The sequence below is a fragment of the Aurantimonas sp. genome, from assembly GCF_964217435.1.
GTDB lineage: Bacteria > Pseudomonadota > Alphaproteobacteria > Rhizobiales > Rhizobiaceae > Aurantimonas > Aurantimonas coralicida.
On the sequence record NZ_CAXPJM010000005.1, the window covers coordinates 32857 to 54468 of the forward strand.

A 21612-nucleotide genomic window follows, 5' to 3' on the forward strand; every position below is an offset into this window, starting at 1 on the left:
GCCATATGGCTGGCGATGCCAAGGGCCGAGGCATGTGCCGGACGGGCTCGCGCCATGCGGGCGTGCCGGAGCCCAAACGAAAAAGCCCCCGGGACCGTCGGTCACCGGGGGCTTCGTTCGTGGTCTGCGCGGAGCTTAGCCGAGCTTGCCGTCGATGCGGCGCGGCACGTTCAGCGGGTTGGTCTCCTGCAGGGCCTTCGGCAGCAGCGCGTCGGGCATGTCCTGGTAGCTCACCGGCCGCAGGAAGCGGGCGATGGCGAGCGTGCCGACCGAGGTGGAGCGACCGTCGGAGGTGGCCGGGAAGGGGCCGCCATGGACCATGGCCGGGGCCACTTCCACACCGGTGCCGAAGCCGTTGACCAGGATGCGGCCAGCCTTTTCCTCAAGCACAGGCAGGAGCTTGCGGGCATCGTCGTGGTCGCCCTCTTCCATGTGCAGGGCGATGGTCAGCTGACCCTCGACCGAGCCCAGGACCTTCTGCAGTTCCGCCTCGTCGGCGCAGCGCACGATCAGCGAGGTCGAGCCGAAGACCTCTTCCTGCAGCTCCGGATGCGCCAGGAAGTCGGCGGCCTTGGTGGAGAACAGGGCCGCCTGGCCCTGGAACTTCTCGCCGACCTTGCCCTCGGCCAGCTTCTGGACCTGGGAATGGCTGTCCAGACGGTTGACGCCTTCGCAATAGGCTTCGTGGATGCCCGGCGTCAGCATGGTCGCGGCCGGAGCCTCGCCCAGTGCGGCGCTGGCGCCCTTGACGAAGCTCTCCAGGCCGTCGCCGTCAATGGCGAGGATCAGGCCCGGATTGGTGCAGAACTGGCCGGCGCCCATGGTGAGCGAACCGACAAAGGCCTTGCCGATTGCTTCGCCGCGCGCGGCGAGGGCACCCGACAGCAGCACGACCGGGTTGATCGAGCTCATCTCGGCATAGACCGGGATCGGCTCGGAACGGGCCGCTGCGGTCGCCATCAGCGCCGTGCCGCCGCTGCGCGAGCCGGTGAAGCCGACGGCCTTAATGCGCGGATCGGCGACGAGGCCCTGGCCGATGACGCGGCCCGAGCCGAACAGCATCGAGAAGACACCCTCATGCAGACCGCAATCCTTGACCGCCTTCTGAACGGCCTTGCCGACCAGCTCGGAGGTGCCGGGATGGGCCGAATGAGCCTTGACGACGACCGGGCAGCCGGCGGCCAGCGCCGAGGCCGTGTCGCCGCCGGCGACCGAGAAGGCCAGCGGGAAGTTGGACGCGCCGAAGACGGCGACCGGGCCGACCGCGACATTGCGCAGGCGCAGGTCGACGCGCGGCATCGGCTTGCGGTCCGGCATGGCCGGATCGATGCGGGCCTCGAGGAACGAGCCCTCGCGGACGGTGGCGGCGAACAGCCGGAGCTGGCCGACCGTGCGGCCGCGCTCGCCTTCGACGCGGGCCTGCGGCAGGCCGGTCTCGGTCACGCAGCGCTGGACCAGCTCGTCGCCGATATCCATGATGTTCTGGGCGATCGTCTCCAGGAACACGGCGCGTGCTTCCAGATCGGTCTCGCGGAAGATCGGGAACGCCTCGGCGGCAAGCGCGCAGGCCTTTTCCAGATCGTCGGGGCCGGCCGCACCGAAGGCCGGCTCGAGCTTCTCGCCGGTTGCCGCATCAAGGCCGTGGATGTCGCCTGCGGTTCCGTGTCGTGTCGCGCCTCCGATGAGGAGGTCTCCTGTCAAAGCCATCAATTCACCTGTCATTTGCAGCCATGCCCGCCACACCGAAGCGGACGAGCGATCCTGGGACCCGGAATGTTTGTCGCGGGTGGCGAGCTTTCAATGCATACATCGACATTAGGCAGCACGGCTGTCCACACGAAAGTCATGCGACGCGCCGGCACCATTCGCCGGTGACGTGCTTCACGTGTCATCATATGACGCTCGGGGCAAGGTCGCCGATGTGCTATCGGTTCCCGGAAGGGCATGATCGGGGCAGTGGATACGTTATCCACCGGTCGTGGAGGGAGACGTTGCGCGGGGATTGCCGGCCGGGAGCGGCCGCCGCGGCGACGCGAGACCGGGGCGTCCGCATCTGTCTGCAAGGGCGGGCGGGCGCACGGCCAGTGAATGAAGAGGGGGCATGATGGAACGGCGCAGGCTTGGAACGGGCGGACCGCAGGTGGCGCCCGTGGGGCTCGGCTGCATGAGCTTCGGCGGCATCTACGGGGCGACCGACGTGGCGGAGAGCCACCGCACGCTCGACCGGGCGATCGAACGCGGCATCGATCATCTCGATACGGCCGATGTCTATGGCGAGGGCGTCTCGGAGGAGGTGATCGGCAGCTTCCTGAAAGCGCGGCCACACCGATTCGTCATCGCCACCAAGGCGGCGATCAAGCGGGCTCCACAGCGCAGCTTCGACAATTCGGCCGACTATCTGCGCGGCGCCCTCGAAGGCTCGCTGCGCCGGCTCGGCGTCGACCATGTCGACCTCTTCTACATCCATCGCCGCGAGGCCGGGCGGCCGATCGAGGAGGTGATGGAGACGCTGGTGCGCTTCAAGGAGGAGGGCAAGATCGGCGCGATCGGCCTGTCGGAGATCTCTCCGAGCACGTTGCGCCGGGCCAATGCGGTGCATCCGGTGGCCGCCGTCCAGAGCGAATATTCCCTGTGGACGCGGCTGCCTGAACTCGGCCTCGTGCAGGAATGCGAGCGCTCCAGTACGGCGCTCGTCGCCTTCTCGCCGCTGGCCCGCGGCATGTTCGGGGCAAAGCCGTTGGTGCCGGCCGATTTTCCGCCGGGCGATTTTCGCACCGCCAATCCGCGCTTCGTCGAGCCGAATTTCAGCCACAACCTCGCTGCCGCCGACCGTTTCCGCGTCTTTGCGGCGGAGCGGGGCCAGTCGCCGGCGGCGCTGGCGATCGCCTGGGTGCTGCATCGCTCGCCGCAGATCGTCGCCATTCCCGGCACGCGCAGCGCGGAACATCTGGACGACCACGCCGACGCGATGGCGATCACGCTGTCGGCGGAGGACATGGCCGCCATCGAGGCCGTGCTGCCGGTCGGCTTTGCCCATGGCGACCGCTATTCGGACGCCCAGTCCGTCGGTCCGGAACGCTATTGCTGAGCCGGCCTCCATGCGGCCGTTGCGGCGGTCTTGGCGATGGCCCTTCGGCCGCGCTAGACCTGAGCGCAACGGCCCGGCCGGCTCGATCCACCGCCCGCTGACGCGGGTTTCATCCGGCGTGATCCTCGCGCCTCCCGCAGGACGGTCTTCAAGGCCGCGCATTCCTTCGAGGTCGATCTGAACATGACCCAGTCGCAAGCCAATGCCCGCAACGGTGGGCGCATTCTGGTGGACCAGCTTCTGAAGCAGGGGGCCGACACCGCCTTCTGCGTGCCCGGCGAAAGCTATCTGGCGGTACTCGACGCGCTCTATGACAGCCGCGACGAGATCCGCCTGATCAATGCCCGCCACGAGGCCGGCGCCGCCAACATGGCCGATGCCTACGGCAAGCTGACCGGCAAGCCGGGTCTGTGCTTCGTGACCCGCGGCCCGGGCGCCTGCCATGCCTCGGTCGGCGTGCACACGGCGTTCCAGGATTCGACGCCGATGATCCTGTTCGTCGGCCAGGTCGGCCGCGACATGCGCGACCGCGAGGCCTTCCAGGAGATCGACTATCGCCGGATGTTCTCGCCGGTCGCCAAATGGGCCGCCGAGATCGAGACGACGGCGCGCATTCCCGAATATGTCGCGCGGGCCTATCAGGTGGCGATGTCGGGGCGGCCGGGGCCGGTGGTGCTGGCGCTGCCCGAGGACATGCTGACCGAGATGGCGAGCGTCGGCGACGCGCCGAAGGCGACGCCGGTCGAGGGCCATGTCACGGCCGCCGACGCCGAGGCGATCCGGGCGATCCTCGCGGACGCGAAGAACCCGCTGATGCTGGTGGGCGGCAGCGGCTGGACCGATGCGGCGTGCCGCGACATCACCGCCTTCGCCGAGGCCAACGGCCTGCCGGTCGCCAGTTCGTTCCGCCGCCAGGACGTCGTTTCGGCGGGCTCATCGAGCTTCGTCGGCGATTTTGGCACGGCCGGCGCGCCGAGCCTCGTCAAGCGGATGGCCGAAGTCGACGTGCTGTTCGTCACCGGCGCGCGGCTCGGCGAGATGACCACCAAGGGCTACACGACGCTCGATTCACCGGCGCCGCGACCGCGCCTGATCCACATCCATTCCGGCGCCGAGGAGGTCGGCCGGGTCTATCAGCCCGAGCTCGGCCTCTGCGCCTCGCCGGCCTCGCTGGCCTCGGCGCTTGCCGAGGCGCGCTGGTTCGAGCCGACGCGCTTCGAGGGCTGGCGTTCGCAGCTGCGCCAGGAGTTCCTGGCCGACGTGGAGCCCGAACAGGAAGCCGGTCCGCTGGATCTGGCGGCCGCCTTCACCACGTTGCGCGAAGCGCTTGCGACCGACGCCATTGTCACGCTTGATGCCGGCAACCACACCGGCTGGCCGCAGCGCTACCTGCGTTATGGACGGCCGGGACGGCAGATCGGCTCAACGGCCGGCGCCATGGGCTATGCGGTGCCAGCGGCCGTCGCCGCGGCGATCGCCCATCCCGACCGCACCGTCATCGGCTGCGTCGGCGACGGCGGTTTCCAGATGAGCGGCCTCGAACTGGCGACCGCCGTCCAGTACGGCGCGACGCCCATCATCTTCGTCTTCGCCAACGGCACCTACGGCACGATCCGCATGCACCAGGAGCGGGAATATCCGGTCCGGGTGGTCGGCACCGACCTGCAGAACCCGGATTTCGCCGCCATGGCGACGGCGATGGGCGCCCATGGCGAGCGGGTGACCAGCAATGACGAGTTCATGCCGGCCTTCGAGCGGGCACGCGCCTCCGGCAAGGCGGCGCTGATCGAGCTCGTCACCGATCCCGAGCGGATCTCGACCCGCACCACGGTGACGAAGCTGCGCGCCCTGGCGAAATAGCCATCCGGTTCGGCCTGCGGTCGGTCATCGCGCCGCCGCAGGCCGTCATGCCTCGACTATCTCGAACATAGCACTCTGGGAGGATTTGCACCGATGATCGATCTCTACACCTGGGCGACGCCCAATGGCCGCAAGGTCTCGATCGCGCTGGAAGAAATGGGGCTTCCCTACGAGGCCCACGCCATCGACATCACCAAGGACGAACAGTTCGATCCCGAATTCCTGAAGATCGCGCCGAACAACAAGATCCCGGCGATCGTGGACCGCGACAACGGCCTGACGCTGATGGAATCGGGCGCGATCCTGATCTATCTGGCGGAAAAGTCGGGCAAGCTGCTGCCGACCGAGCCGGTCGCCCGGATGGTGACGCTCGAATGGCTGATGTGGCAGATGGGCGGCTTCGGCCCGATGCTCGGCCAGGCGCATCAATATCTGAAGTTCAACAAGGGCAAGGCACCCTTCGCGGAGGAGCGCTTCGCCAAGGAAGTGCGCCGTCTCTACGGCGTGCTCGACACCCAGCTTGGCCGCGAACAATATGTCGCCGGCGAGTATTCCATCGCCGACCTGTCGATCTGGCCGTGGGCGTCGCGCCATGAATGGCAGGAGATCTCGCTCCACGACTTCCCGAATGTGAAGCGCTGGTATGTCGAACTGGCCGGCCGCGAGGCGGTGCAGAAGGGCTATCACGTGCCAAAATTCACGCAGGACATCCCGATGCCCTGATGCGGCATCGGCCGTCATGGACGGCCGGCGCCGAGGGAGACGGTTCTCGGAAATGAAAAAAGGCGGGGCGCTCGGCGCCCCGCCTTTTTCGCGTCAGCCGTTGCGTGGGTGGCTGCTGTGGGCCGAGGCCTCCAACAGGTCGCCGGGCTCGATCGGCGCGTTCTCCGGCGCCTCCACATGGCCCGGATCGACCATCGGCCGGTTGCGCGGCACGAAGTCCGGCGCCGGCCAGCGCCAGTTGAGGAACAGGCCGAGCGCGCCGAGACTGGCGCCGATCATGTCGGTCGTCAGGCCCGGCTTGATCAGCGTGAAGGCCGCGGCGATGTAGAGCAGCCGCGTCGGCCAGTTGGCCGGCTTCAGGAGATAGCCGGAGAGACCGCCGGTGAGCAGCGTGACGCCGGTGATCGAGGTCACGACGGACACGGCCACCTTGTCCCAGTCGCCGATCAGCAGCAGCGACGGGCCGAAGACGAACATGAACGGGATGATGTAGCCCGTCAGCGCCAGCTTCACCGCCGCGATGCTGGTGTCCCAGACCGCCGAGCGACTGATGCCGCAGGCCGCATAGACGGCGATCGCGACCGGCGGGGTGATCGCCGACAGGATGGCGAAGTAGAGCACGAACATGTGCGCCGCCTCGACCGCCACGCCGAGCCGGACGAGGGCCGGCACGAGGAGCGCCACCTGGACGATGTAGGCCGGCGTCGTCGGCATGCCCATGCCCAGGACGATGCCGGCGACCATGGTCAGCAGCAGGGCCGGCAACAGCATGTCCTGCGCCGCGGCGCGCACGATGCTGGTGAAGGTCAGGCCAAGCCCGGTCTGGGCGATGACGCCGATGACGATGCCGGCGGTGGCGCAGGCCATGGCGACGATCACCGAGTTGATCGCGCCGGCCTCAAGGCCGTCGATCAGCTTGGCCATGGTGAATTCGCTGCGGGTGGTGCTGCGCATCAGGACGACCGGCACCACGGAGACGATACCCATCAGCGCCGAGAAGGGCGCCGAGAAGCCGGACATCAGCGTGCCGATGATGATGAACAGCGGCAGGAAGAGGTGGCCGCGCTCGCGCAGGACCTCGCCGACGCGAGGCAGATCGGCCTTGGGCAGACCTTTGAGGCCCTGTTTCTTGGCCTCGAAATGCACCGCGAGGAAGACCGCGAGATAGTAGAGGAGGGCGGGCAGCAGCGCGAAAGCGGCGACCTTCAGATAGCTGACGCCGAGAAACTCGGCCATGACGAAGGCCGCGGCGCCCATGATCGGCGGCATGATCTGGCCGCCGGTGGAGGCGACCGCCTCGACCGCGCCGGCGAAGTGCGGCGGATAGCCGATGCGCTTCATCAGCGGGATCGTGAAGGTACCGGTGGTCATCACGTTGGCGACGGCCGAGCCCGACACCGAGCCGAACAGGCCCGAGGTGACGACGGCGACCTTGGCCGGGCCGCCAGCCTGGCTGCCGGTCAGCGCCAGGGCGAAATCCATGAACAGCTTGCCGATGCCCAGCCGTTCGGCGAGGGCGCCGAAGATGACGAACAGCACGACATAGGTGGCCGAGACCTGGGCCGGGATGCCGAACAGGGCATCGGTCGTCATGTACTGGTATTCGAGCAGCCGGATCAGGTGGGTGTTGGTGAAGAACACCTGATAGCCGAGGAAGATCAGCGCGGTGATCGGGAGGATCGGGCCGATGGCGCGGCGCGTGCCCTCCAGGACGACGACGATCATCAGGATGGCGAAGCTGATGTCGGTGGCCGAGACCGGGCCGACATAGGCCATGCGGGTGTTGAAGTACTGCTGCTCGACGATGGGATAGGCCGAGGCCGCGAGCGAGCCGACCAGGAACAGCCAGTCGAGCGGCCTGGGGGCCTTGCCCTGGCGCGAGGCGAACATCGGCAGCGACAGATAGGCCAGCACCAGCGCGAAGCCGAAATGGGTGGCCCGCAGGGTGAAGGCGTTGGGCGGCCCGAAATAGGCGACATATAGGTGGAACAGGCTCATCGTCACCGCGACGACGGTGATCGTTCGCTTCAGCCAGACTTCGTGTCGTTCCATGTCACCCCCCGTGGACAGGCCGGATTGCCGACCCGTCGTCCGGCCGGCTCAAGCGCCCGCCGGTCACAAAAAGGCGTGCGGCCCCTCCCGAAGCCGCACGCCCGCCATTCTGCTTACATCTCGACGCCGTTGGCCTTGTAGAAGGCCTTGGCACCCTCGTGCATCGGCACGCCTACGTCCTGGGCCATCTCCTCGACGGTGATGTCCTTCATCGCGGCGGCGATGGCGGCGAGATCCTGGCGGTTCTCCCACATCTGGCCGAGAATGCCCTCGACGACGCCTGCATCGAGATCGCAGCGCGCGATCACGTGGGTGGCGTAGCCGACCGCGCTGACGTCCTCGTCCTGCCCCGGATAGGAGCCGGCCGGGATGGTCACGCCGGTGTAGCCCGGATTGATCTCGGCCTTCATCTTGGCGATGAAGTCGGCGTCCAGCGGCACCAGCTTAATCTCGGACGAATTGGCGAGATCCATGATCGCCGAGGCCGGCACGGTGGTGCCGAGCGTGAAGATGTCGGAATTGTTGTCCTGCATCAGCGACACGCCGTCCGAATAGGACACGTAGTCGACGGTCGACAGGTCGTCATAGGTCATGCCGGCGGCCTGCATCACGGCGCGGGTCACCTGCTCGGCGGTGTTGCCGACCGGCTGGGTGGCCAGACGCTTGCCGGCGAAGTCCTCGACCTTCTCGATGCCGGAGCTGGCTGTCGTGACGATCTGGAAATACTGCGGATAGAGCGTCGCGAGATTGCAGACATTGTCGGCTTCGCCTTCGAACGGCTCGCGTCCCTTGATGGCGTCAACCGTCGAGATGGAATTGGCGAAGCCGAGATCGGCGGCCCCGTTCTGGACGCCCTGGACGTTGGCGACGCCGCCGCCCGGCAGGACCTGGATCGCTACGCCGTCGGGGGCCATGCCCTGGATGGCGCCGCCCAGCGGATACCACGAACCGCCCTGCGGACCGGTCATGAACCTGAGCTGCTGTGCCTGTGCCGGCATGGTCATGGCGATACCCGCCGCCGTCAGCGCGAGCGTCAGTAGGGTCTTCTTCATGTCTTTCTCCTCCCAGTTTATCTCCGCCCCGAGGGACGGTCGGTCACGTCGGCGCACTCTCCCGCTCGAACAGGAAGGCGGCGCCCGCCCGTTCGGCAATCTCGCGCAATTGCGCGGCGAGCTTCGCAGACAAGGGGATGCCGTGCGCCAGCCTGTCGGCCTCGCGGGCATATTCGGGGTCGCCGGCCACCATCACCGGACGGGCCGGATCGATCGGGTCGGTCGCACGCAGGCCGTCGACCATGCGGTCGAGGTCGGCCTCGAAGGCGGCACGCGAGCCGCGGATCATCGCGGGATCGAGGGCCAGGATGAAATGGCCGACATCGTGCTTCTGGCCGGGGGGCCCGCGCAGCGGTGTCAGCGCAGCGCCGGACAGGACGCTGGACAGCACCTCGACCATGGTCGCCAGCCCGTAGCCCTTGTGGCCGCCCAGCGGCGCCAGCAACGGATCGAGCAGGGCGAGATTGGGATCGCGCTGCGGCGTGCCCTGACGCGTCAGGGCCCAGCCTTCCGGCAGTTCGGTCTCGGCCCGCTGCGCCAGCTTGAGCTTGCCGATCGCGGCGGTCGAGGTCGCCATGTCGAGAAGGAAGGGCTGGCCGCGTGCCGAGGGGGCGGCGAAGGCGATGGGATTGGTGCCGAGCTTCGGCGCCAGCCCGCCGGTCGGCACGATGCCGGCCCGCCAGACCGAGGAGGTCGAGATGCCGACGAGCCCCTGTTCGGCCAGGCGCCGCACATAGACGCCGGCGGCGCCGTAATGGTTGGAATTGCGGATCGAGATGGCGGAGATGCCGAAACGTCCGGCCCGTTCGGCGGCCATGTCGACGGCCATCATGCCGGGCACCTGGCCGAAGCCGGCATCGCCGTCGATCAGCGCCACGGCGCCCATGTCGTGGACGACCTCGATGTTCGGCGTTGCCGTGGCGCCGCCATTGCCGAGCTGCTGGTCGTAGAGCGGCAACAGGGTCAGGCCATGGGAATCGATGCCCATGAGGTCGGCCGCGACCAGCACGTCGGCGGTGACCGCCGCATGCGCATCGCTCATGCCCCATGCGGACAGAATCGCCAGGGCCTGTCGCCGCCAGGTCGCGCTGGCGACCCTTTCGGCTGTCTCGGACTGCATGCCGTTTCCTCCGGCCGGTTCTTGCTGCGATCTTATGACAGGGCGATCGCTTGGGATGGACGCCATCATCCGCTGCCGACGTTGTCAAGCGGCATCGCGGCAGCGTATGGGAGCGGTGGCACCGACGAACGACCACACGTCGCCATGCTGCAATGGCGTTTCGCGGGGGCGAAGCGCGACCAGGTCGTATGATGAATCAGGGGAGGTCGACGCGATGACGTCGCAGAACAAGATTGCCGTGGTAACCGGCGCAGGAACCGGCGTTGGCAAGGCCATCACCACGGCGCTGGTCGCCGACGGGTTCACGGTCGTGATGACCGGTCGCCGCCGCGAGGTGCTGGACGAGGCGTCCAAGGCCATCGGCGAGGCGCAGACCGTCGTCGTGCCGGCCGACATTTCCGACAAGGCCTCCGTCACGGCGCTGTTCGCCGAGGTCGAGAAGCGCTTCGGCCGCCTCGACCTGCTGGTCAACAATGCCGGCGCCGGCTCGCCGGCCATCCCGATGGAAGAGCTCACCGCCGAGCAGTGGAACACGGTGGTCGGTGCGAACCTCACCGGCGCGTTCTTCTGCACGCAGGAAGCCTTCCGCATGATGAAGGCCCAGACGCCGCATGGCGGCCGCATCATCAACAACGGTTCGGTTTCCGCGACGACGCCGCGGCCGAACTCCTCGCCCTACACGGCGACCAAGCACGCCATCACCGGCCTGACCAAGGCGACGGCGCTGGACGGCCGGCCGTTCGACATCGCCTGCGGCCAGATCGACATCGGCAACGCCACCACCGAGATGACCGCGCGCATGTCGAAGGGCGTGCTGCAGGCGGACGGCACGACGGCGGTCGAGCCGACCATCGACGCCGGCCATATCGGCCGCGCGGTGGCGCACATGGCGAGCCTGCCGCTGGAGGCCAACGTGCTGACGATGACCGTCATGGCGACCCAGATGCCCTTCGTCGGTCGCGGCTGACGCTGCCGCACATCGTCCGGGCCAGACCGGCCCGGACGCCTTCGAGACTGACCAGCAGAGCAGGAAACACGATGACCGCATGTTCCGCCGTCCGGCCCTATCGCGGGGTCTATCCCGTCGCGCCGACCATTTTCACCGAGGACGGTGCGCCCGATCTCGACGGCCAGCGACGGGCGCTCGACTTCATGATCGACGCCGGATCGACCGGCATCTGCATCCTCGCCAATTTCTCCGAGCAGTTCGTCCTGTCCGATGCCGAGCGCGACGAGCAGATGCATCTGGCGCTGGAGCATGTCGCGGGCCGGGTGCCGGTGATCGTGACCACCAGCCATTTCTCCACCGATGTGTGCGTCGCCCGCTGCAAGGCGGCGGAAGCCGCAGGCGCTGCAATGGTCATGGTGATGCCGCCCTATCACGGCGCGACCTTCCGCGTCGGCGAGAAGCAGGTCTTCGAATTCTTCAAGGCGCTGTCCGACGCGATCTCCATCCCGATCATGATCCAGGACGCGCCGGTCGCCGGCACGCCGCTGCCGCCGGCACTGCTCGCTCGCATGGCCGCCGAGATCGAGAACGTCTCCTATTTCAAGATCGAGACGGCCGGCGCCGCCTCCAAGCTGCGCGAGCTGATCGCGCTCGGCGGTGACGCGATCGAGGGGCCGTGGGACGGCGAGGAGGCGATCACGCTGATGGCCGATCTCGACGCCGGCGCCACCGGCGCCATGACCGGCGGAGGCTTTCCCGACGGCATCCGCCAGATCATCGATCCCTATTTCGCCGGTGACCGTGAAGCGGCCGTCGCGGCCTATGCCCGCTGGCTGCCGCTGATCAATTACGAGAACCGCCAGACCAGTTTTGCCACGGCGAAGATCCTGATGAAGGAAGGCGGCATCATCGGCTCCGACGCCGTGCGCAAGCCGATCGCCCCGGCGCATCCGGATACGCGCGCCGGCCTCCTGGAGCTTGCCCGCACGCTCGACCCGCTGGTCCTGCGCTGGGGTCGCTAGGCGGGTAAGCCTCGCCGTCGGCTGACGCCTGACCCGCTCGACGGGGAGGGCGCTCACCCGATCATCGACGACACCACCGACGGCCCGGGTGCTCTCCAGCGCCCGGGCCGTTCGTCATTCGGGCACGGGAAATCGACCTGGGCGCCGGCAACCCCTGCTTGCCGCTGCCCGAAACTGGTTTGTGATAAAACTAGTTGCGGCGGGTCTTTCTCTCGCCTAGCCTCCGGGCATGGCCGCCCTTGCGGCGGCCTGGGCGGTTTCGCCCGGCGGCCTTGGGAGGGGAAGCATGTCAGCGACACGACGGTCCGCGGAGCCGGACAGTCCTTTGCGCGGCGACGATCCGGTCCGCCGTGGTGCGCTGGACGATTACATCGCCTTCCATCTCCAGCTCGCCCAGAACGCTTCGTTCAAATCCTTCAAGCGCCATGCGGCGCAGGCCGATCTGCGGCCCGGCCATTTCGCCGTGCTGTCGCTGATCAACGACAATCCGGGTGTCACGCCGCTGGCGCTGAGCCGCGCGGCCGGCCGCGACAAGTCCACCCTGACGCCGGTGCTGCGCGACCTCGACCGGGCGATGCTGATCCGGCGCTGTCCGAGCACCGCCGATCGCCGCAGCCACGGTCTGCACCTGACGGACAAGGGCAGCGAGAAGCTGGCGCATCTGGCCGAATGCGCCGCCCGTCACGACCGGGAGCTGGACGCCATCGTCGGGGCGGGCAAGCCCGCGCTTCTCGACATGCTGCGCCGCCTGATCGCTGCGCTGGATTGAGAGGGACGCCGCCGATGTACACCGCCAGCACCGCCTTTCTCGAAGCCCTGATGGAAGCGGGGGTCACCCATCTCTTCGTCAATTTCGGCAGCGACCATCCCGGCCTGATCGAGGCGATCGCCGAGGCGCGTGCCAAGGGCCGTCCGGTGCCCCGCGTCATCACCTGTCCGAACGAGATGGCCGGGATGAGCGCGGCGCAGGGATTCGCGCAGGTCTCCGGCCAGGCGCAGGCGGTCATCGTGCATGTGGAATGCGGCACCCAGGCGCTGGCCGGCGCGGTGCACAACGCCGCCAGGGGCCGCGTGCCCATGCTGATCTTCGCCGGCGCCTCGCCCTTCACCCAGGAAGGCGAGCTGCGTGGCAGCCGCAACGAGTTCATCCAGTGGATCCAGGACGTCCACGACCAGCGCGGCATCGTGCGCGGCTACATGAAATACGACAACGAGGTGCGCACCGGGCGCAACGTCAAGCAGCTCGTCCACCGGGCGATGCAGTTCGCCGGCTCCGAGCCCCGCGGCCCGGTCTATCTGATGGGCGCGCGCGAGGTGATGGAGGAGGAGCTCACCGAGCCGGTGACGATCGATCCCGGCCAGTGGGGCACGCTCGCCCCCGCCGCACTGCCCGAGGCGGCCGTCGAGACCATCCTCGACGCGGTGGCGAATGCGGAGCGACCGCTGGTGGTGACCTCCTATGTCGGGCGCAATCCTGAGGCGGTGCCCGAGCTCGTCCGGTTCTGCGAACGCCTCGGCATCGGCGTGCTGGAATCCGTGCCGAACGCCATGAACTTTCCGCACGATCATCCGCTGTATCGCGGCAACCAGTGGAACGAGCCGCGCCAGAACGCGGCGCTGGCCGAAGCCGACTGCGTCATCGTCATCGACAGCGACGTGCCGTGGATCCCGACCATCAGCAGGCCGGCTGCGGATGCGACGATCATCCATCTCGACGTCGATCCGCTGAAGGAGGCGATGCCGCTCTGGTATATCGGTGCGCGCCACGCCTTCCGCACCGATGCCGCGACGGCGCTCGCGCAGCTCAATGCCGAGCTCGGCGCGCGGCAGCCGGCGCCCGAGATCGTCGATCGGCGCAGCCGCCATCATGCTGCCGCCAGCGCCGCCCGGCGCGAGGGCCTGGTCGCGCTCGAAGCCGGCGCGCCGGACGCGATCACGCCGGAATTCGCCACGGCCTGCGTGCGCCGGCACATCGACGCCGACACCATCGTCCTCAATGAGGGCATCACCAATTACCCGGTGATCTTCAACCACATGCGGATGACCGCGCCGGGCTCGATCTTCACCTCCGGCGGCGGGTCGCTCGGCTGGAACGGCGGCGCGGCCATCGGCGCCAAGCTCGCGGAGCCGGAGAAGACCATCGTCGCGATGACCGGCGACGGGTCCTACATGTTCTCGGTGCCGTCCAGCGTGCACTGGATGGCCGCCAAATACGGCACCCCGTTCGTGCAGATCGTCTACAACAACCGGGGCTGGAAGGCGCCGCGCTTCTCGGCAATGGGCGTCCATCCCGACGGCTATGCCAGCCGGGCCGACGATCTCGACATCGGCTTCGACCCGCCGCCACGCTATGCCGACATCGCCGCAGCGGCCGGCGGCGCCCATGCGCGCCGGGTCGAGCGGCCGGACGAGATGGAGGCGGCGGTGGCCGAGGCGTTCGACATGGTGCGCAACCAGGGGCGCTCGGCGGTTCTCGACGTCTGGCTGGCATCGGCATGAGGTTCGTCGGGATCGCGATCGACCGGGCGCATGCGGGCCGGGATGGCCGGCACCGCTTGCCGTCCAGCGGTTCTCCGACGATGGTCGCATGGCGATGGGGAAGGGATGGCTAAGCCCCGCGCGGCGTGACAATCTAGTTGGAAGCAAAACGAGTTTGCCGGCACAGCCGGAGGTCGAACGAGGTGAGCGGGAGGCGGCGGGAGACGAACCGCACCCGGTACCGGAGCACCCGACGGTGTCGTCCGGAACAAGCGAAGAGGAGGACGCGATGTTGAGGATGAAGAGACGGCAGTTCCTGGCGGCGACGGCGGGCGTGCTTGCCGCCCCGGCGCTGATGCGCAAGAGCTGGGCGGCCGAGCCCGAAGTGACGCTGAAGCTGCATCACTTCCTCGGCCCCAAGGCGCCGGCGCACAGCCAGATGCTGGAGCCCTGGGCCCAGTCGATCGAGGCCGATTCCGGTGGCAGGGTGAAGATCGAGATCTACCCCTCGATGACCCTTGGTGGCGCGCCGCCGCAGCTCTTCCGGCAGGTCGCCGACGGTGTCGTCGACATCGTGTGGACGGTGAATGGCTATACGCCCGGCCTGTTCCCGCGCTCGGAAGTGTTCGAGCTGCCGACCATCTTCACCAACGACATCGCAGCTGCCAATCTGGCGATGCGCGAGATGTATGACGAATATCTGGCGCCCGAATACGAGCCGGTGCATCTCCTGTTCAATCACGTCCATGCCGGGCAGGCGATCCAGATGGCCAACAGCCCGGTACGCACGGTCGCCGATACCCAGGGCAAGAAGCTGCGCGTGCCGGGGCCGACCGGCAACGACGTCGTCACCGCGATGGGCGCGACCCCGGTTACCATGCCGGTGCCGGATCTGCCGCAGGCGCTGTCGACAAACGCCGTCGACGGGGCGCTGATCCCCTGGGAGATCATTCCGCCGCTGAAGTTGCAGGAGGTCACCCAGTACCAGATCGAGGGACCGGACAAGAACCGGTTCGGCACGACCACCTTCCAGGTCTCGATGAACAAGGGGCGCTGGGAAGCGCTGCCAGACGATCTGAAGGCGGTGTTCGACAAGAACTCCGACGAGGCCTTCCTGCGCAAGGTCGCCGAGATCTGGCGCGGCGCCGACGATCACGGCATCAAGGTCGCGGTCGACGCCGGCAACGAGCACATCCAGCTCACCGCCGAGGAGATGCAGACCTTCAACGACGCGCTCGGACCGGTCGTCGACAAATGGCAGGCCGACCATACCGACTTCGATTCCGCGGCCCTCGTGGCGGCGGCGCGGGCGGCCATGGACAAGCACAAGTCCTGATGGTCCGCGACCACACAGATGGCGACGGGGCAGTCATGCCCCGCCGCACGGGTCGGCTCGCCGCCGGCGTCCGGCTGGTCGCACGCCTCGTGCGCTACTGGGCGCTGGCTGGCGGCGTTCTTCTGACCGGGCTGGCCGTGATGACGGCGCTCAGCGCCGGCTCGAACATCGCCTTCTCGGTGCCGTTTCCGGCCGACCACGAACTGGTCAAGCATTTCGTCGCCATCGTCATCTTCATGTTCCTGCCCTACTGCCAGCTCGCCGGCGCCAACGTGACGGTGGACATCTTCACCGAGGGCATGAGCGCGGGCGCTAAGGCAGCGATGGCGCTGTTCTCGGCGATCTTCGCGGCAGCCTTCGCGCTGCTGCTTCTGCGCCAGATGTCCTACGGCTTCGGCAGCTACATCCAGTATCCCGAAGTCACGCCGGTGCTGAAGCTGCCGCTGTGGACCGCCTTTCCGCCCATCCTCCTGTCGCTCGCGTTGCTGTTCCTCGCGGCCGTGGTGACGATCCTCGACGGGGTCGCCGGCATGCGCGGCCAGCCGAAATGGACCGAGGACACTCCTGCGACAGCGAGCGAGTAGACCACGATGATCGACCCGTTCCTGCTCGGCATTCTCGGGCTTCTGCTGCTGCTGTTCCTGATCGCCGTGCGGGTGCCCATCGCCTACACGATGATCCTGGTGGGCATGGCCGGCACGGCGATCCAGTCGGGCTCGACGGTGCTCCTGTACCAGCTCAAGGACCTCGCCTACGCGCAGTTCTCCAACTACGATCTGTCGGTGCTGCCGATGTTCATCCTGATGGGTGGGCTGGCGTCGCGCTGCGGCCTGTCGCGCGATCTCTTCCGCGCCGCCAATGCCTGGCTCGGACGCTTCCACGGCGGCGTCGCCATGGCGGCGGTCGCAGCCTGTGCCGGCTTCGGCGCGCTGTCCGGCTCGTCCACGGCGACCGCCTCGACCATGGGGCAGGTCGCGCTGCCGGAACTGCGCCGCTACAAATTCTCGCCGTCGCTCGCCACCGGCACGATCGCCGCCGGCGGCACGCTCGGCATCCTGATCCCGCCCTCGGTCGTGCTCATCGTCTACGCCATCATCGTGGAGACCAACATCGTCACGATGTTCGCCGCCGCGCTGATCCCGGGCATCCTCGCGATGCTGATGTTCATGGCGACGATCGCTATTTATGTCCGCTTCGTCCCGGGCTCCGGCCCGGTGGGAGAGGCGGTGCCGCGCCAGGAACTGGTGGCAGCGAGCATCGCGGTGATCCCGGTCGCCATCATCTTCGGCGTGGTCATCGGCGGCATCTATGCGGGCATCTACAGCCCGACGGCGGCCGCCGCGATCGGCGTCTTCCTCGTCGGCATCTACGGCTTCGGGCTCGGACGGCTGAACTGGGGCAGCTTCGTCGAGGCGCTGCTGGAGACGGCGCGCACCAGCGGCATGATCTTCCTGATCCTGCTCGGTGCCGAGCTCCTGAAGATCTTCATGGCCCGGGCCGGCGTGCCGCAGGCCGCCGCCGGCTTCCTGCAGGAGAGCGGCCTTGCGCCGTTCCAGATCCTCGCCCTGATCATCGTGGCGTTCCTGATCTTCGGCTGCCTGATGGACAGCCTCTCCATGGTGATCCTGGCGATCCCGTTCTTCTGGCCGGTCGTCGCCGGGCTCGATTTCGGGCTCGGCCCCGAGGAGACCAAGATCTGGTTCGGCATCATCATCCTGGTCGTGGTGGAACTCGGATTGATCACCCCGCCGGTGGGGCTGAACGTCTTCATCATCAACTCGCTCGCCCCGGACGTGCCGATGCGCGAGACCTTCAAGGGCGTGATGCCGTTCTTCGGATCGGAGATCGTGCGGGTGCTGCTGCTGATCGCCTTCCCGGCGATCTCGCTGCTGCTGCCGCGCCTGCTGCAATAGGCAGAGCGGAGGTCCGCGCCGACGGGAAGGGGAGCGCGTTCCCGACCCGAGCCGGGAACGCGTGCCGTCAGTTGGTCAGGCGCTTTCGACGCTTTGCTCGATGGCGCCGAAGATCGAATGCCGGCGCTCGTCCAGCATCTCGATGCGCACCGTGTCGCCGAAGCCGAGGAACGGCGTGTCCGGATCGCCACCGCCGGCCGCCTCGGCGCGGCGAAGGCCGGCGAGGCTGGAATGGCCGGAGCCGCCCGCCTCGATCGAGGCGCCCTGACCGCCTTCCGGCTGGTCGGCGATCGCGCCCGAGCCGACGATCGTGCCGGCCGCCAGGCGGCGGGTCCGCGCTGCCCGGGCGACCAGCGCCGGGAGATCGAAGCGCGTGCCGATGCCCGCGTCGACCCGGCCCAGCGGCTTGCCGTTCAGGTCGACGCAGAGCGTGCCGCTGAGCCGGCCGCCGTCCCATGCGTCGCCGAGTTCGTCCGGCGTCACGGCGACGGGGGAGAAGGCCGGGCTTGCCGCGCCAGGACTGCCATCGGTCCCCGCAGGTGAATCGGGCGAGCCGCGCAGCGCGACGGCATTGACCAGCATGACCAGGCGGATCGCCTCGCGCGCTTCGGCGGGCCCCGCGCCCATCGGCACGTCACCGGTGATCACCGCGATGCCGCCGCCCAGATCGATGCCCCATGCCTCGTCGGCGGCGAGGATCGGCTCGCGCGGGCCGAGGATCGCATCCGACGCGCCCTGGCGGAGCTCCGGCCCGTCATCGGGCCCGGCGGCGTCCGTCGCGGCCTCGATCCATTGATAGGCGCGTGGCAGGGGGCTCGCCGCATCGTGCTCGTGGAAACGCTCGGCCGGCACCGCCCCGGTTTCGAGACTCTGGGCCAGCGTCGCCAGATGCGGCGCGACGCGCGCCCAGTCGTCGAGCGCCGCCTGCAGGGTCCGGGCGAGGAACGCGGCGTCGGTCATCTGCGTGAGATCGCGCGAGACGACGACGAGGCGGCCGTCGCGGCTGCCATCCTTGATGGTTGCAAGTTTCATGCGTCGGTGATCCTCCTCAAGAGGCTGCCGCAGCACCTGCTCCGGCAAGCCGGCCGGTTCCCGGACTCCACCTGCCGGGCCCCGGCGACGTCAAGCCTAGCACGCATGCGGGAATGTGGGGCGGGTTTCGCGCCGGCTCCCTACCGGCCTCAACCGGGCGCCGAGCCCGGCCGGCGGCGGGACGGCGGGGGGCGGCCGAACTCGACAGCGGACGGGGGATGCCATACGGATCGCCCATCGGCTTTGCGCCGCGAAACCCCGACGAGCCACGGATCCGCGTGCGTCCCTTCAGATGCCCGGGCCTTTCGAGAGACGAACATGCTGCATACGGTTTCCGCCTTCGACCGCATCGGCGAGGAGAACGCCTTCGCGGTGCTCGCACGTGCCACCGCCCTTGCCAATTCGGGCCGCGACATCATCAATCTGGGCATCGGCCAGCCGGATTTCCGCACGCCGGAGCATATCGTCGAGGCGGCCATCAAGGCGCTGCGCGACGGTCATCACGGCTACACGCCGGCCAATGGCCTGATCGCGACCCGCGAGGCCGTGGTGCGGCGGACGCTGGCGACGACCGGCATCGAGGTCTCGCCGGAATCGGTGATGATCCTGCCGGGCGGCAAGCCGACGATGTATGCGGCGATCCTGATGTTCGGCGAGCCCGGCGCCGAAATCCTCTATCCCGATCCGGGCTTTCCGATCTATCGCTCGATGATCGAGTTCACCGGCGCGACGCCGGTGCCGGTGCCGGTGCGCGAGGAGAACGGCTTCGCCTTCTCGGCCGAGGAGACGCTGTCGCTGATCACGCCGAAGACCCGGCTCCTGATCCTCAACTCGCCGGCCAACCCGACCGGCGGCGTGACCCCGCGCGCCGAGATCGAGAAGCTGGTGAAGGGCCTTGCCGACCATCCGGACGTGGCGATCATGTCGGACGAGATCTACGACGTGATGACCTATGACGGCGAGGCGCATTGCTCGCTCCTGACCTTCCCGGAAATCCGCGACCGGCTGATCGTCCTGAACGGCTGGTCGAAGACCTGGGCGATGACCGGATGGCGCATGGGCTGGTCGATCTGGCCCGATGTGCTGATGGACAAGATCCGCAAGCTGGCGGTCAATTGCTGGTCCTGCGTCAACGCCCCGAGCCAGTTCGCCGGCATTGCCGCGATCGAGGGGCCGCAGGACGACGTCGAGACGATGATGCGGGCCTTCGATCGCCGCCGCAAGGTGGTCGTGGAAGGGCTGAACGCCCTGCCGGGCGTTTCCTGCGCGACGCCGAAGGGCGCGTTCTACGCCTTCCCGAACATCTCGCAGACCGGCTGGAAGGCCAAGAAGCTGGCCTCGGCCCTTCTGGAGGAGGCCGGCGTCGCGCTGATCGGCGGGCCGGATTTCGGCATTCTCGGCGAGGGCTATGTGCGGCTGTCCTACGCCAATTCGGAGGAGAACATCTTGCGGGCCCTCGAGCGCGTCGATGGGTTCCTGCGCTCGCAGTCGGCGCCTGCCTGACAGCGGCGGACCATGGATATGCCGGGAAATCAGGGCGTGGTGGTTTAACTCTCGGGCCGACTGATTAGGTTGGAGAGCTTACCCCGAACACCAGGAGACGGCATGTCCGATCAGAACGACAACGAGAACGGCATCCAGGGTGTCATGGTGGAGAAGCTGGAGGGCGTTTCGCAGCTCCCCGACGGCAATGTCGCCCTGATCATCCGCAATGGCGACGCGCCCATTGGCCTCGTCTTCACGCCCCAGGACGCACAGGACGCGGCGAAGCTTCTGGCTTCGGTGCATCCAGAGGACGGCGCACCGAATGGCGACGCCGCCTGAGGCAGGCTCTATCGATGGCGGGTGGCGCGCAGCCATCCGCCATTTTTCGTTTTGCTTAGTTCGCCTGCCGTAACGACCGGCAACGCCGCGTCCGCGCCAACGCCCGCCCGGTGGCGGCCCGAGATCATTCGGTCGGAGGCAAGGTCTCGATCCAGGTAACGATCCGCGCGGCGAGGTCGTCCGTCGTCTGCGGCGAGACGATATCACCCGCCAGGACGTGGCTCGCCGGATCGCCGCTCTCCGGCACCTCCACCACTTCGCGCGGGCCCTGCCAGCGCGCCATGACCGCTTCCGTCGCGGCGGGATCGACGATCCGGTCGTTCGGCGAAAACAGCGTCAGGACCGGAAGCGCGATGCCGGAGATGTCGGCCCGCAGGGTTTCGCGCACCAGCGCCGCCATCGGGACCAGCGCGCCAATCGGATAGCGCGTCGTCCAGTTCTCCGCCTGCGGATCGTTCAGCGGATCGAAGCCGCGGGTCTCGCCGCCGACCAGCGGCAGGAGATCGCGCGCCCAGGGCAGGTCCAGCGCAAAGGCCCAGCGGTCGAGCAGGCCGAAATTCGGCGAGATCAGTACCAGCCCCGCCACATCCTGCATCAGGCCCGGCTGCGTCGCCCCGAAGGTCGCCAGCGTGCCGCCGGTCGAGGTGCCGATGACGATGACGCGGTTGCCGATCTCGCGGCCGATGGCGACCGCTTCGGCCAGATCGTTGAGCCAGGCGTTGACGTCGGCCTGTTCCATCGCGGCGCCGTCGCGGCCATGGCCGGTGAGGCGGGTGTAGAAGAGGTTCGCGCCCAAGGATGCCGCGACCTTGTCGGCAAGCGGCCGGGTCTCGCCCTTGGCGGCGGAGAAGCCGTGCACATAGACGATCGAGATCGGGGTGCGGGCGCGCGAGGCCGGATAGGCCCAGACGATCTCCTTCTGCGCGTTGTCGCGCAGATTGGGAATGTCCGCCTCGGTGCGCGCGAGATAGGCGTCGGCATCGGCGCCGATGGCGGCAGGATCGAAGCGGATCGTCGTTTCCACCGGTTCGCGCGGTCCGAACAGCCAGACGACCCCACCGGCCAGCAGCAGGACGACAACGAGAGCGATAAGCGTTTTCCAGAGCAAGGGCAGCGTCCGTTCGGCAATGGCAGGCGTGGCTTCGTCTATCGCGTCTGGTGCC

18 protein-coding genes are annotated in these 21612 nt (G+C 68.1%); 12 read left to right on the plus strand and 6 right to left on the minus strand.

What is annotated here, in order from left to right:
- Positions 1 to 135: 135 nt before the first annotated feature.
- Positions 136 to 1707 carry an aldehyde dehydrogenase (NADP(+)) gene (locus ACEQX1_RS01940; RefSeq protein WP_370196453.1) on the minus strand — a complete coding sequence of 524 codons (1572 nt, stop codon included), beginning with the start codon at positions 1705 to 1707 and terminating at the stop codon, positions 136 to 138.
- 394 nt (positions 1708 to 2101) lie between these two features.
- On the opposite strand from ACEQX1_RS01940, the gene ACEQX1_RS01945 reads away from it, so the two are divergent.
- From ACEQX1_RS01945 to ACEQX1_RS01955, 3 genes are all read left to right on the plus strand, one after another.
- Positions 2102 to 3088 (plus strand): aldo/keto reductase, encoded by a 987-nt coding sequence (locus ACEQX1_RS01945; RefSeq protein ID WP_370195126.1) that lies wholly within the window; start codon positions 2102 to 2104, stop codon positions 3086 to 3088.
- A gap of 183 nt (positions 3089 to 3271) precedes the next feature.
- Complete coding sequence (locus ACEQX1_RS01950) at positions 3272 to 4948, plus strand: thiamine pyrophosphate-binding protein (RefSeq protein ID WP_370195128.1); 1677 nt, start codon at positions 3272 to 3274, stop codon at positions 4946 to 4948.
- A 93-nt stretch (positions 4949 to 5041) separates the two neighbouring features.
- Positions 5042 to 5671: a glutathione S-transferase family protein gene (locus ACEQX1_RS01955; RefSeq protein ID WP_370195129.1), complete on the plus strand. Its 630-nt coding sequence runs from the start codon at positions 5042 to 5044 to the stop codon at positions 5669 to 5671.
- A 93-nt stretch (positions 5672 to 5764) separates the two neighbouring features.
- Here the strand turns inward: ACEQX1_RS01955 and ACEQX1_RS01960 are convergent, their stop codons facing one another.
- From ACEQX1_RS01960 to ACEQX1_RS01970, 3 genes are all read right to left on the minus strand, one after another.
- Positions 5765 to 7723: a TRAP transporter permease gene (locus tag ACEQX1_RS01960; protein WP_370196454.1), complete on the minus strand. Its 1959-nt coding sequence runs from the start codon at positions 7721 to 7723 to the stop codon at positions 5765 to 5767.
- A 113-nt stretch (positions 7724 to 7836) separates the two neighbouring features.
- Complete coding sequence (locus tag ACEQX1_RS01965; protein ID WP_370194733.1) at positions 7837 to 8775, minus strand: TAXI family TRAP transporter solute-binding subunit; 939 nt, start codon at positions 8773 to 8775, stop codon at positions 7837 to 7839.
- Between the two features lie 43 nt (positions 8776 to 8818).
- Positions 8819 to 9895, minus strand: a complete 1077-nt coding sequence (locus ACEQX1_RS01970) for an Ldh family oxidoreductase (protein ID WP_370194731.1) — start codon at positions 9893 to 9895, stop codon at positions 8819 to 8821.
- A gap of 214 nt (positions 9896 to 10109) precedes the next feature.
- Between ACEQX1_RS01970 and ACEQX1_RS01975 the strand changes: the two genes are divergently transcribed.
- From ACEQX1_RS01975 to ACEQX1_RS02005, 7 genes are all read left to right on the plus strand, one after another.
- Positions 10110 to 10862 carry an SDR family oxidoreductase gene (locus ACEQX1_RS01975; RefSeq protein WP_187390975.1) on the plus strand — a complete coding sequence of 251 codons (753 nt, stop codon included), beginning with the start codon at positions 10110 to 10112 and terminating at the stop codon, positions 10860 to 10862.
- Between the two features lie 71 nt (positions 10863 to 10933).
- Positions 10934 to 11866 (plus strand): dihydrodipicolinate synthase family protein, encoded by a 933-nt coding sequence (locus ACEQX1_RS01980; RefSeq protein ID WP_370194730.1) that lies wholly within the window; start codon positions 10934 to 10936, stop codon positions 11864 to 11866.
- Positions 11867 to 12152: 286 nt separating this feature from the next.
- Positions 12153 to 12635 carry a MarR family winged helix-turn-helix transcriptional regulator gene (locus ACEQX1_RS01985; protein WP_029703430.1) on the plus strand — a complete coding sequence of 161 codons (483 nt, stop codon included), beginning with the start codon at positions 12153 to 12155 and terminating at the stop codon, positions 12633 to 12635.
- Positions 12636 to 12649: 14 nt separating this feature from the next.
- Complete coding sequence (locus tag ACEQX1_RS01990; protein ID WP_370194729.1) at positions 12650 to 14365, plus strand: thiamine pyrophosphate-requiring protein; 1716 nt, start codon at positions 12650 to 12652, stop codon at positions 14363 to 14365.
- A 268-nt stretch (positions 14366 to 14633) separates the two neighbouring features.
- Complete coding sequence (locus ACEQX1_RS01995) at positions 14634 to 15680, plus strand: TRAP transporter substrate-binding protein (protein ID WP_029703428.1); 1047 nt, start codon at positions 14634 to 14636, stop codon at positions 15678 to 15680.
- 35 nt (positions 15681 to 15715) lie between these two features.
- Entirely contained in the window at positions 15716 to 16264 is a 549-nt protein-coding gene (locus ACEQX1_RS02000) for a TRAP transporter small permease subunit (RefSeq protein ID WP_228240642.1), read from the plus strand.
- 6 nt (positions 16265 to 16270) lie between these two features.
- Complete coding sequence (locus ACEQX1_RS02005; RefSeq protein ID WP_188077433.1) at positions 16271 to 17593, plus strand: TRAP transporter large permease; 1323 nt, start codon at positions 16271 to 16273, stop codon at positions 17591 to 17593.
- Positions 17594 to 17668: 75 nt separating this feature from the next.
- Here ACEQX1_RS02005 and ACEQX1_RS02010 read toward each other — a convergent pair whose 3' ends face one another.
- Positions 17669 to 18625, minus strand: coding sequence for a fumarylacetoacetate hydrolase family protein (locus ACEQX1_RS02010; protein ID WP_370196455.1), 957 nt, complete (start codon positions 18623 to 18625; stop codon positions 17669 to 17671).
- A 318-nt stretch (positions 18626 to 18943) separates the two neighbouring features.
- On the opposite strand from ACEQX1_RS02010, the gene ACEQX1_RS02015 reads away from it, so the two are divergent.
- Positions 18944 to 20128, plus strand: coding sequence for a pyridoxal phosphate-dependent aminotransferase (locus tag ACEQX1_RS02015; protein ID WP_370194724.1), 1185 nt, complete (start codon positions 18944 to 18946; stop codon positions 20126 to 20128).
- 102 nt (positions 20129 to 20230) lie between these two features.
- Positions 20231 to 20449: a hypothetical protein gene (locus ACEQX1_RS02020; protein ID WP_024351475.1), complete on the plus strand. Its 219-nt coding sequence runs from the start codon at positions 20231 to 20233 to the stop codon at positions 20447 to 20449.
- A 124-nt stretch (positions 20450 to 20573) separates the two neighbouring features.
- Here ACEQX1_RS02020 and ACEQX1_RS02025 read toward each other — a convergent pair whose 3' ends face one another.
- On the minus strand, positions 20574 to 21557 hold the full coding sequence (locus tag ACEQX1_RS02025) for an alpha/beta hydrolase (protein WP_370194722.1): 984 nt from the start codon (positions 21555 to 21557) through the stop codon (positions 20574 to 20576).
- Between the last annotated feature and the right edge of the window lie 55 nt (positions 21558 to 21612).

What these genes read in the sequence shown, in the direction of transcription:
- ACEQX1_RS01950 (WP_370195128.1), top strand. Translation starts at nt 3,272, where the DNA reads ATGACCCAGTCGCAAGCCAATGCCCGCAACGGTGGGCGCATTCTGGTG.
- ACEQX1_RS01980 (WP_370194730.1), top strand. Translation starts at nt 10,934, where the DNA reads ATGACCGCATGTTCCGCCGTCCGGCCCTATCGCGGGGTCTATCCCGTC.
- ACEQX1_RS01995 (WP_029703428.1), top strand. Translation starts at nt 14,634, where the DNA reads ATGTTGAGGATGAAGAGACGGCAGTTCCTGGCGGCGACGGCGGGCGTG.
- ACEQX1_RS01945 (WP_370195126.1), top strand. Translation starts at nt 2,102, where the DNA reads ATGATGGAACGGCGCAGGCTTGGAACGGGCGGACCGCAGGTGGCGCCC.
- ACEQX1_RS01975 (WP_187390975.1), top strand. Translation starts at nt 10,110, where the DNA reads ATGACGTCGCAGAACAAGATTGCCGTGGTAACCGGCGCAGGAACCGGC.
- ACEQX1_RS02015 (WP_370194724.1), top strand. Translation starts at nt 18,944, where the DNA reads ATGCTGCATACGGTTTCCGCCTTCGACCGCATCGGCGAGGAGAACGCC.
- ACEQX1_RS01965 (WP_370194733.1), bottom strand. Translation starts at nt 8,775, where the DNA reads ATGAAGAAGACCCTACTGACGCTCGCGCTGACGGCGGCGGGTATCGCC.
- ACEQX1_RS01990 (WP_370194729.1), top strand. Translation starts at nt 12,650, where the DNA reads ATGTACACCGCCAGCACCGCCTTTCTCGAAGCCCTGATGGAAGCGGGG.
- ACEQX1_RS02000 (WP_228240642.1), top strand. Translation starts at nt 15,716, where the DNA reads ATGCCCCGCCGCACGGGTCGGCTCGCCGCCGGCGTCCGGCTGGTCGCA.
- ACEQX1_RS01940 (WP_370196453.1), bottom strand. Translation starts at nt 1,707, where the DNA reads ATGGCTTTGACAGGAGACCTCCTCATCGGAGGCGCGACACGACACGGA.
- ACEQX1_RS02005 (WP_188077433.1), top strand. Translation starts at nt 16,271, where the DNA reads ATGATCGACCCGTTCCTGCTCGGCATTCTCGGGCTTCTGCTGCTGCTG.
- ACEQX1_RS01955 (WP_370195129.1), top strand. Translation starts at nt 5,042, where the DNA reads ATGATCGATCTCTACACCTGGGCGACGCCCAATGGCCGCAAGGTCTCG.
- ACEQX1_RS01985 (WP_029703430.1), top strand. Translation starts at nt 12,153, where the DNA reads ATGTCAGCGACACGACGGTCCGCGGAGCCGGACAGTCCTTTGCGCGGC.
- ACEQX1_RS02010 (WP_370196455.1), bottom strand. Translation starts at nt 18,625, where the DNA reads ATGAAACTTGCAACCATCAAGGATGGCAGCCGCGACGGCCGCCTCGTC.
- ACEQX1_RS01960 (WP_370196454.1), bottom strand. Translation starts at nt 7,723, where the DNA reads ATGGAACGACACGAAGTCTGGCTGAAGCGAACGATCACCGTCGTCGCG.
- ACEQX1_RS02020 (WP_024351475.1), top strand. Translation starts at nt 20,231, where the DNA reads ATGTCCGATCAGAACGACAACGAGAACGGCATCCAGGGTGTCATGGTG.
- ACEQX1_RS01970 (WP_370194731.1), bottom strand. Translation starts at nt 9,895, where the DNA reads ATGCAGTCCGAGACAGCCGAAAGGGTCGCCAGCGCGACCTGGCGGCGA.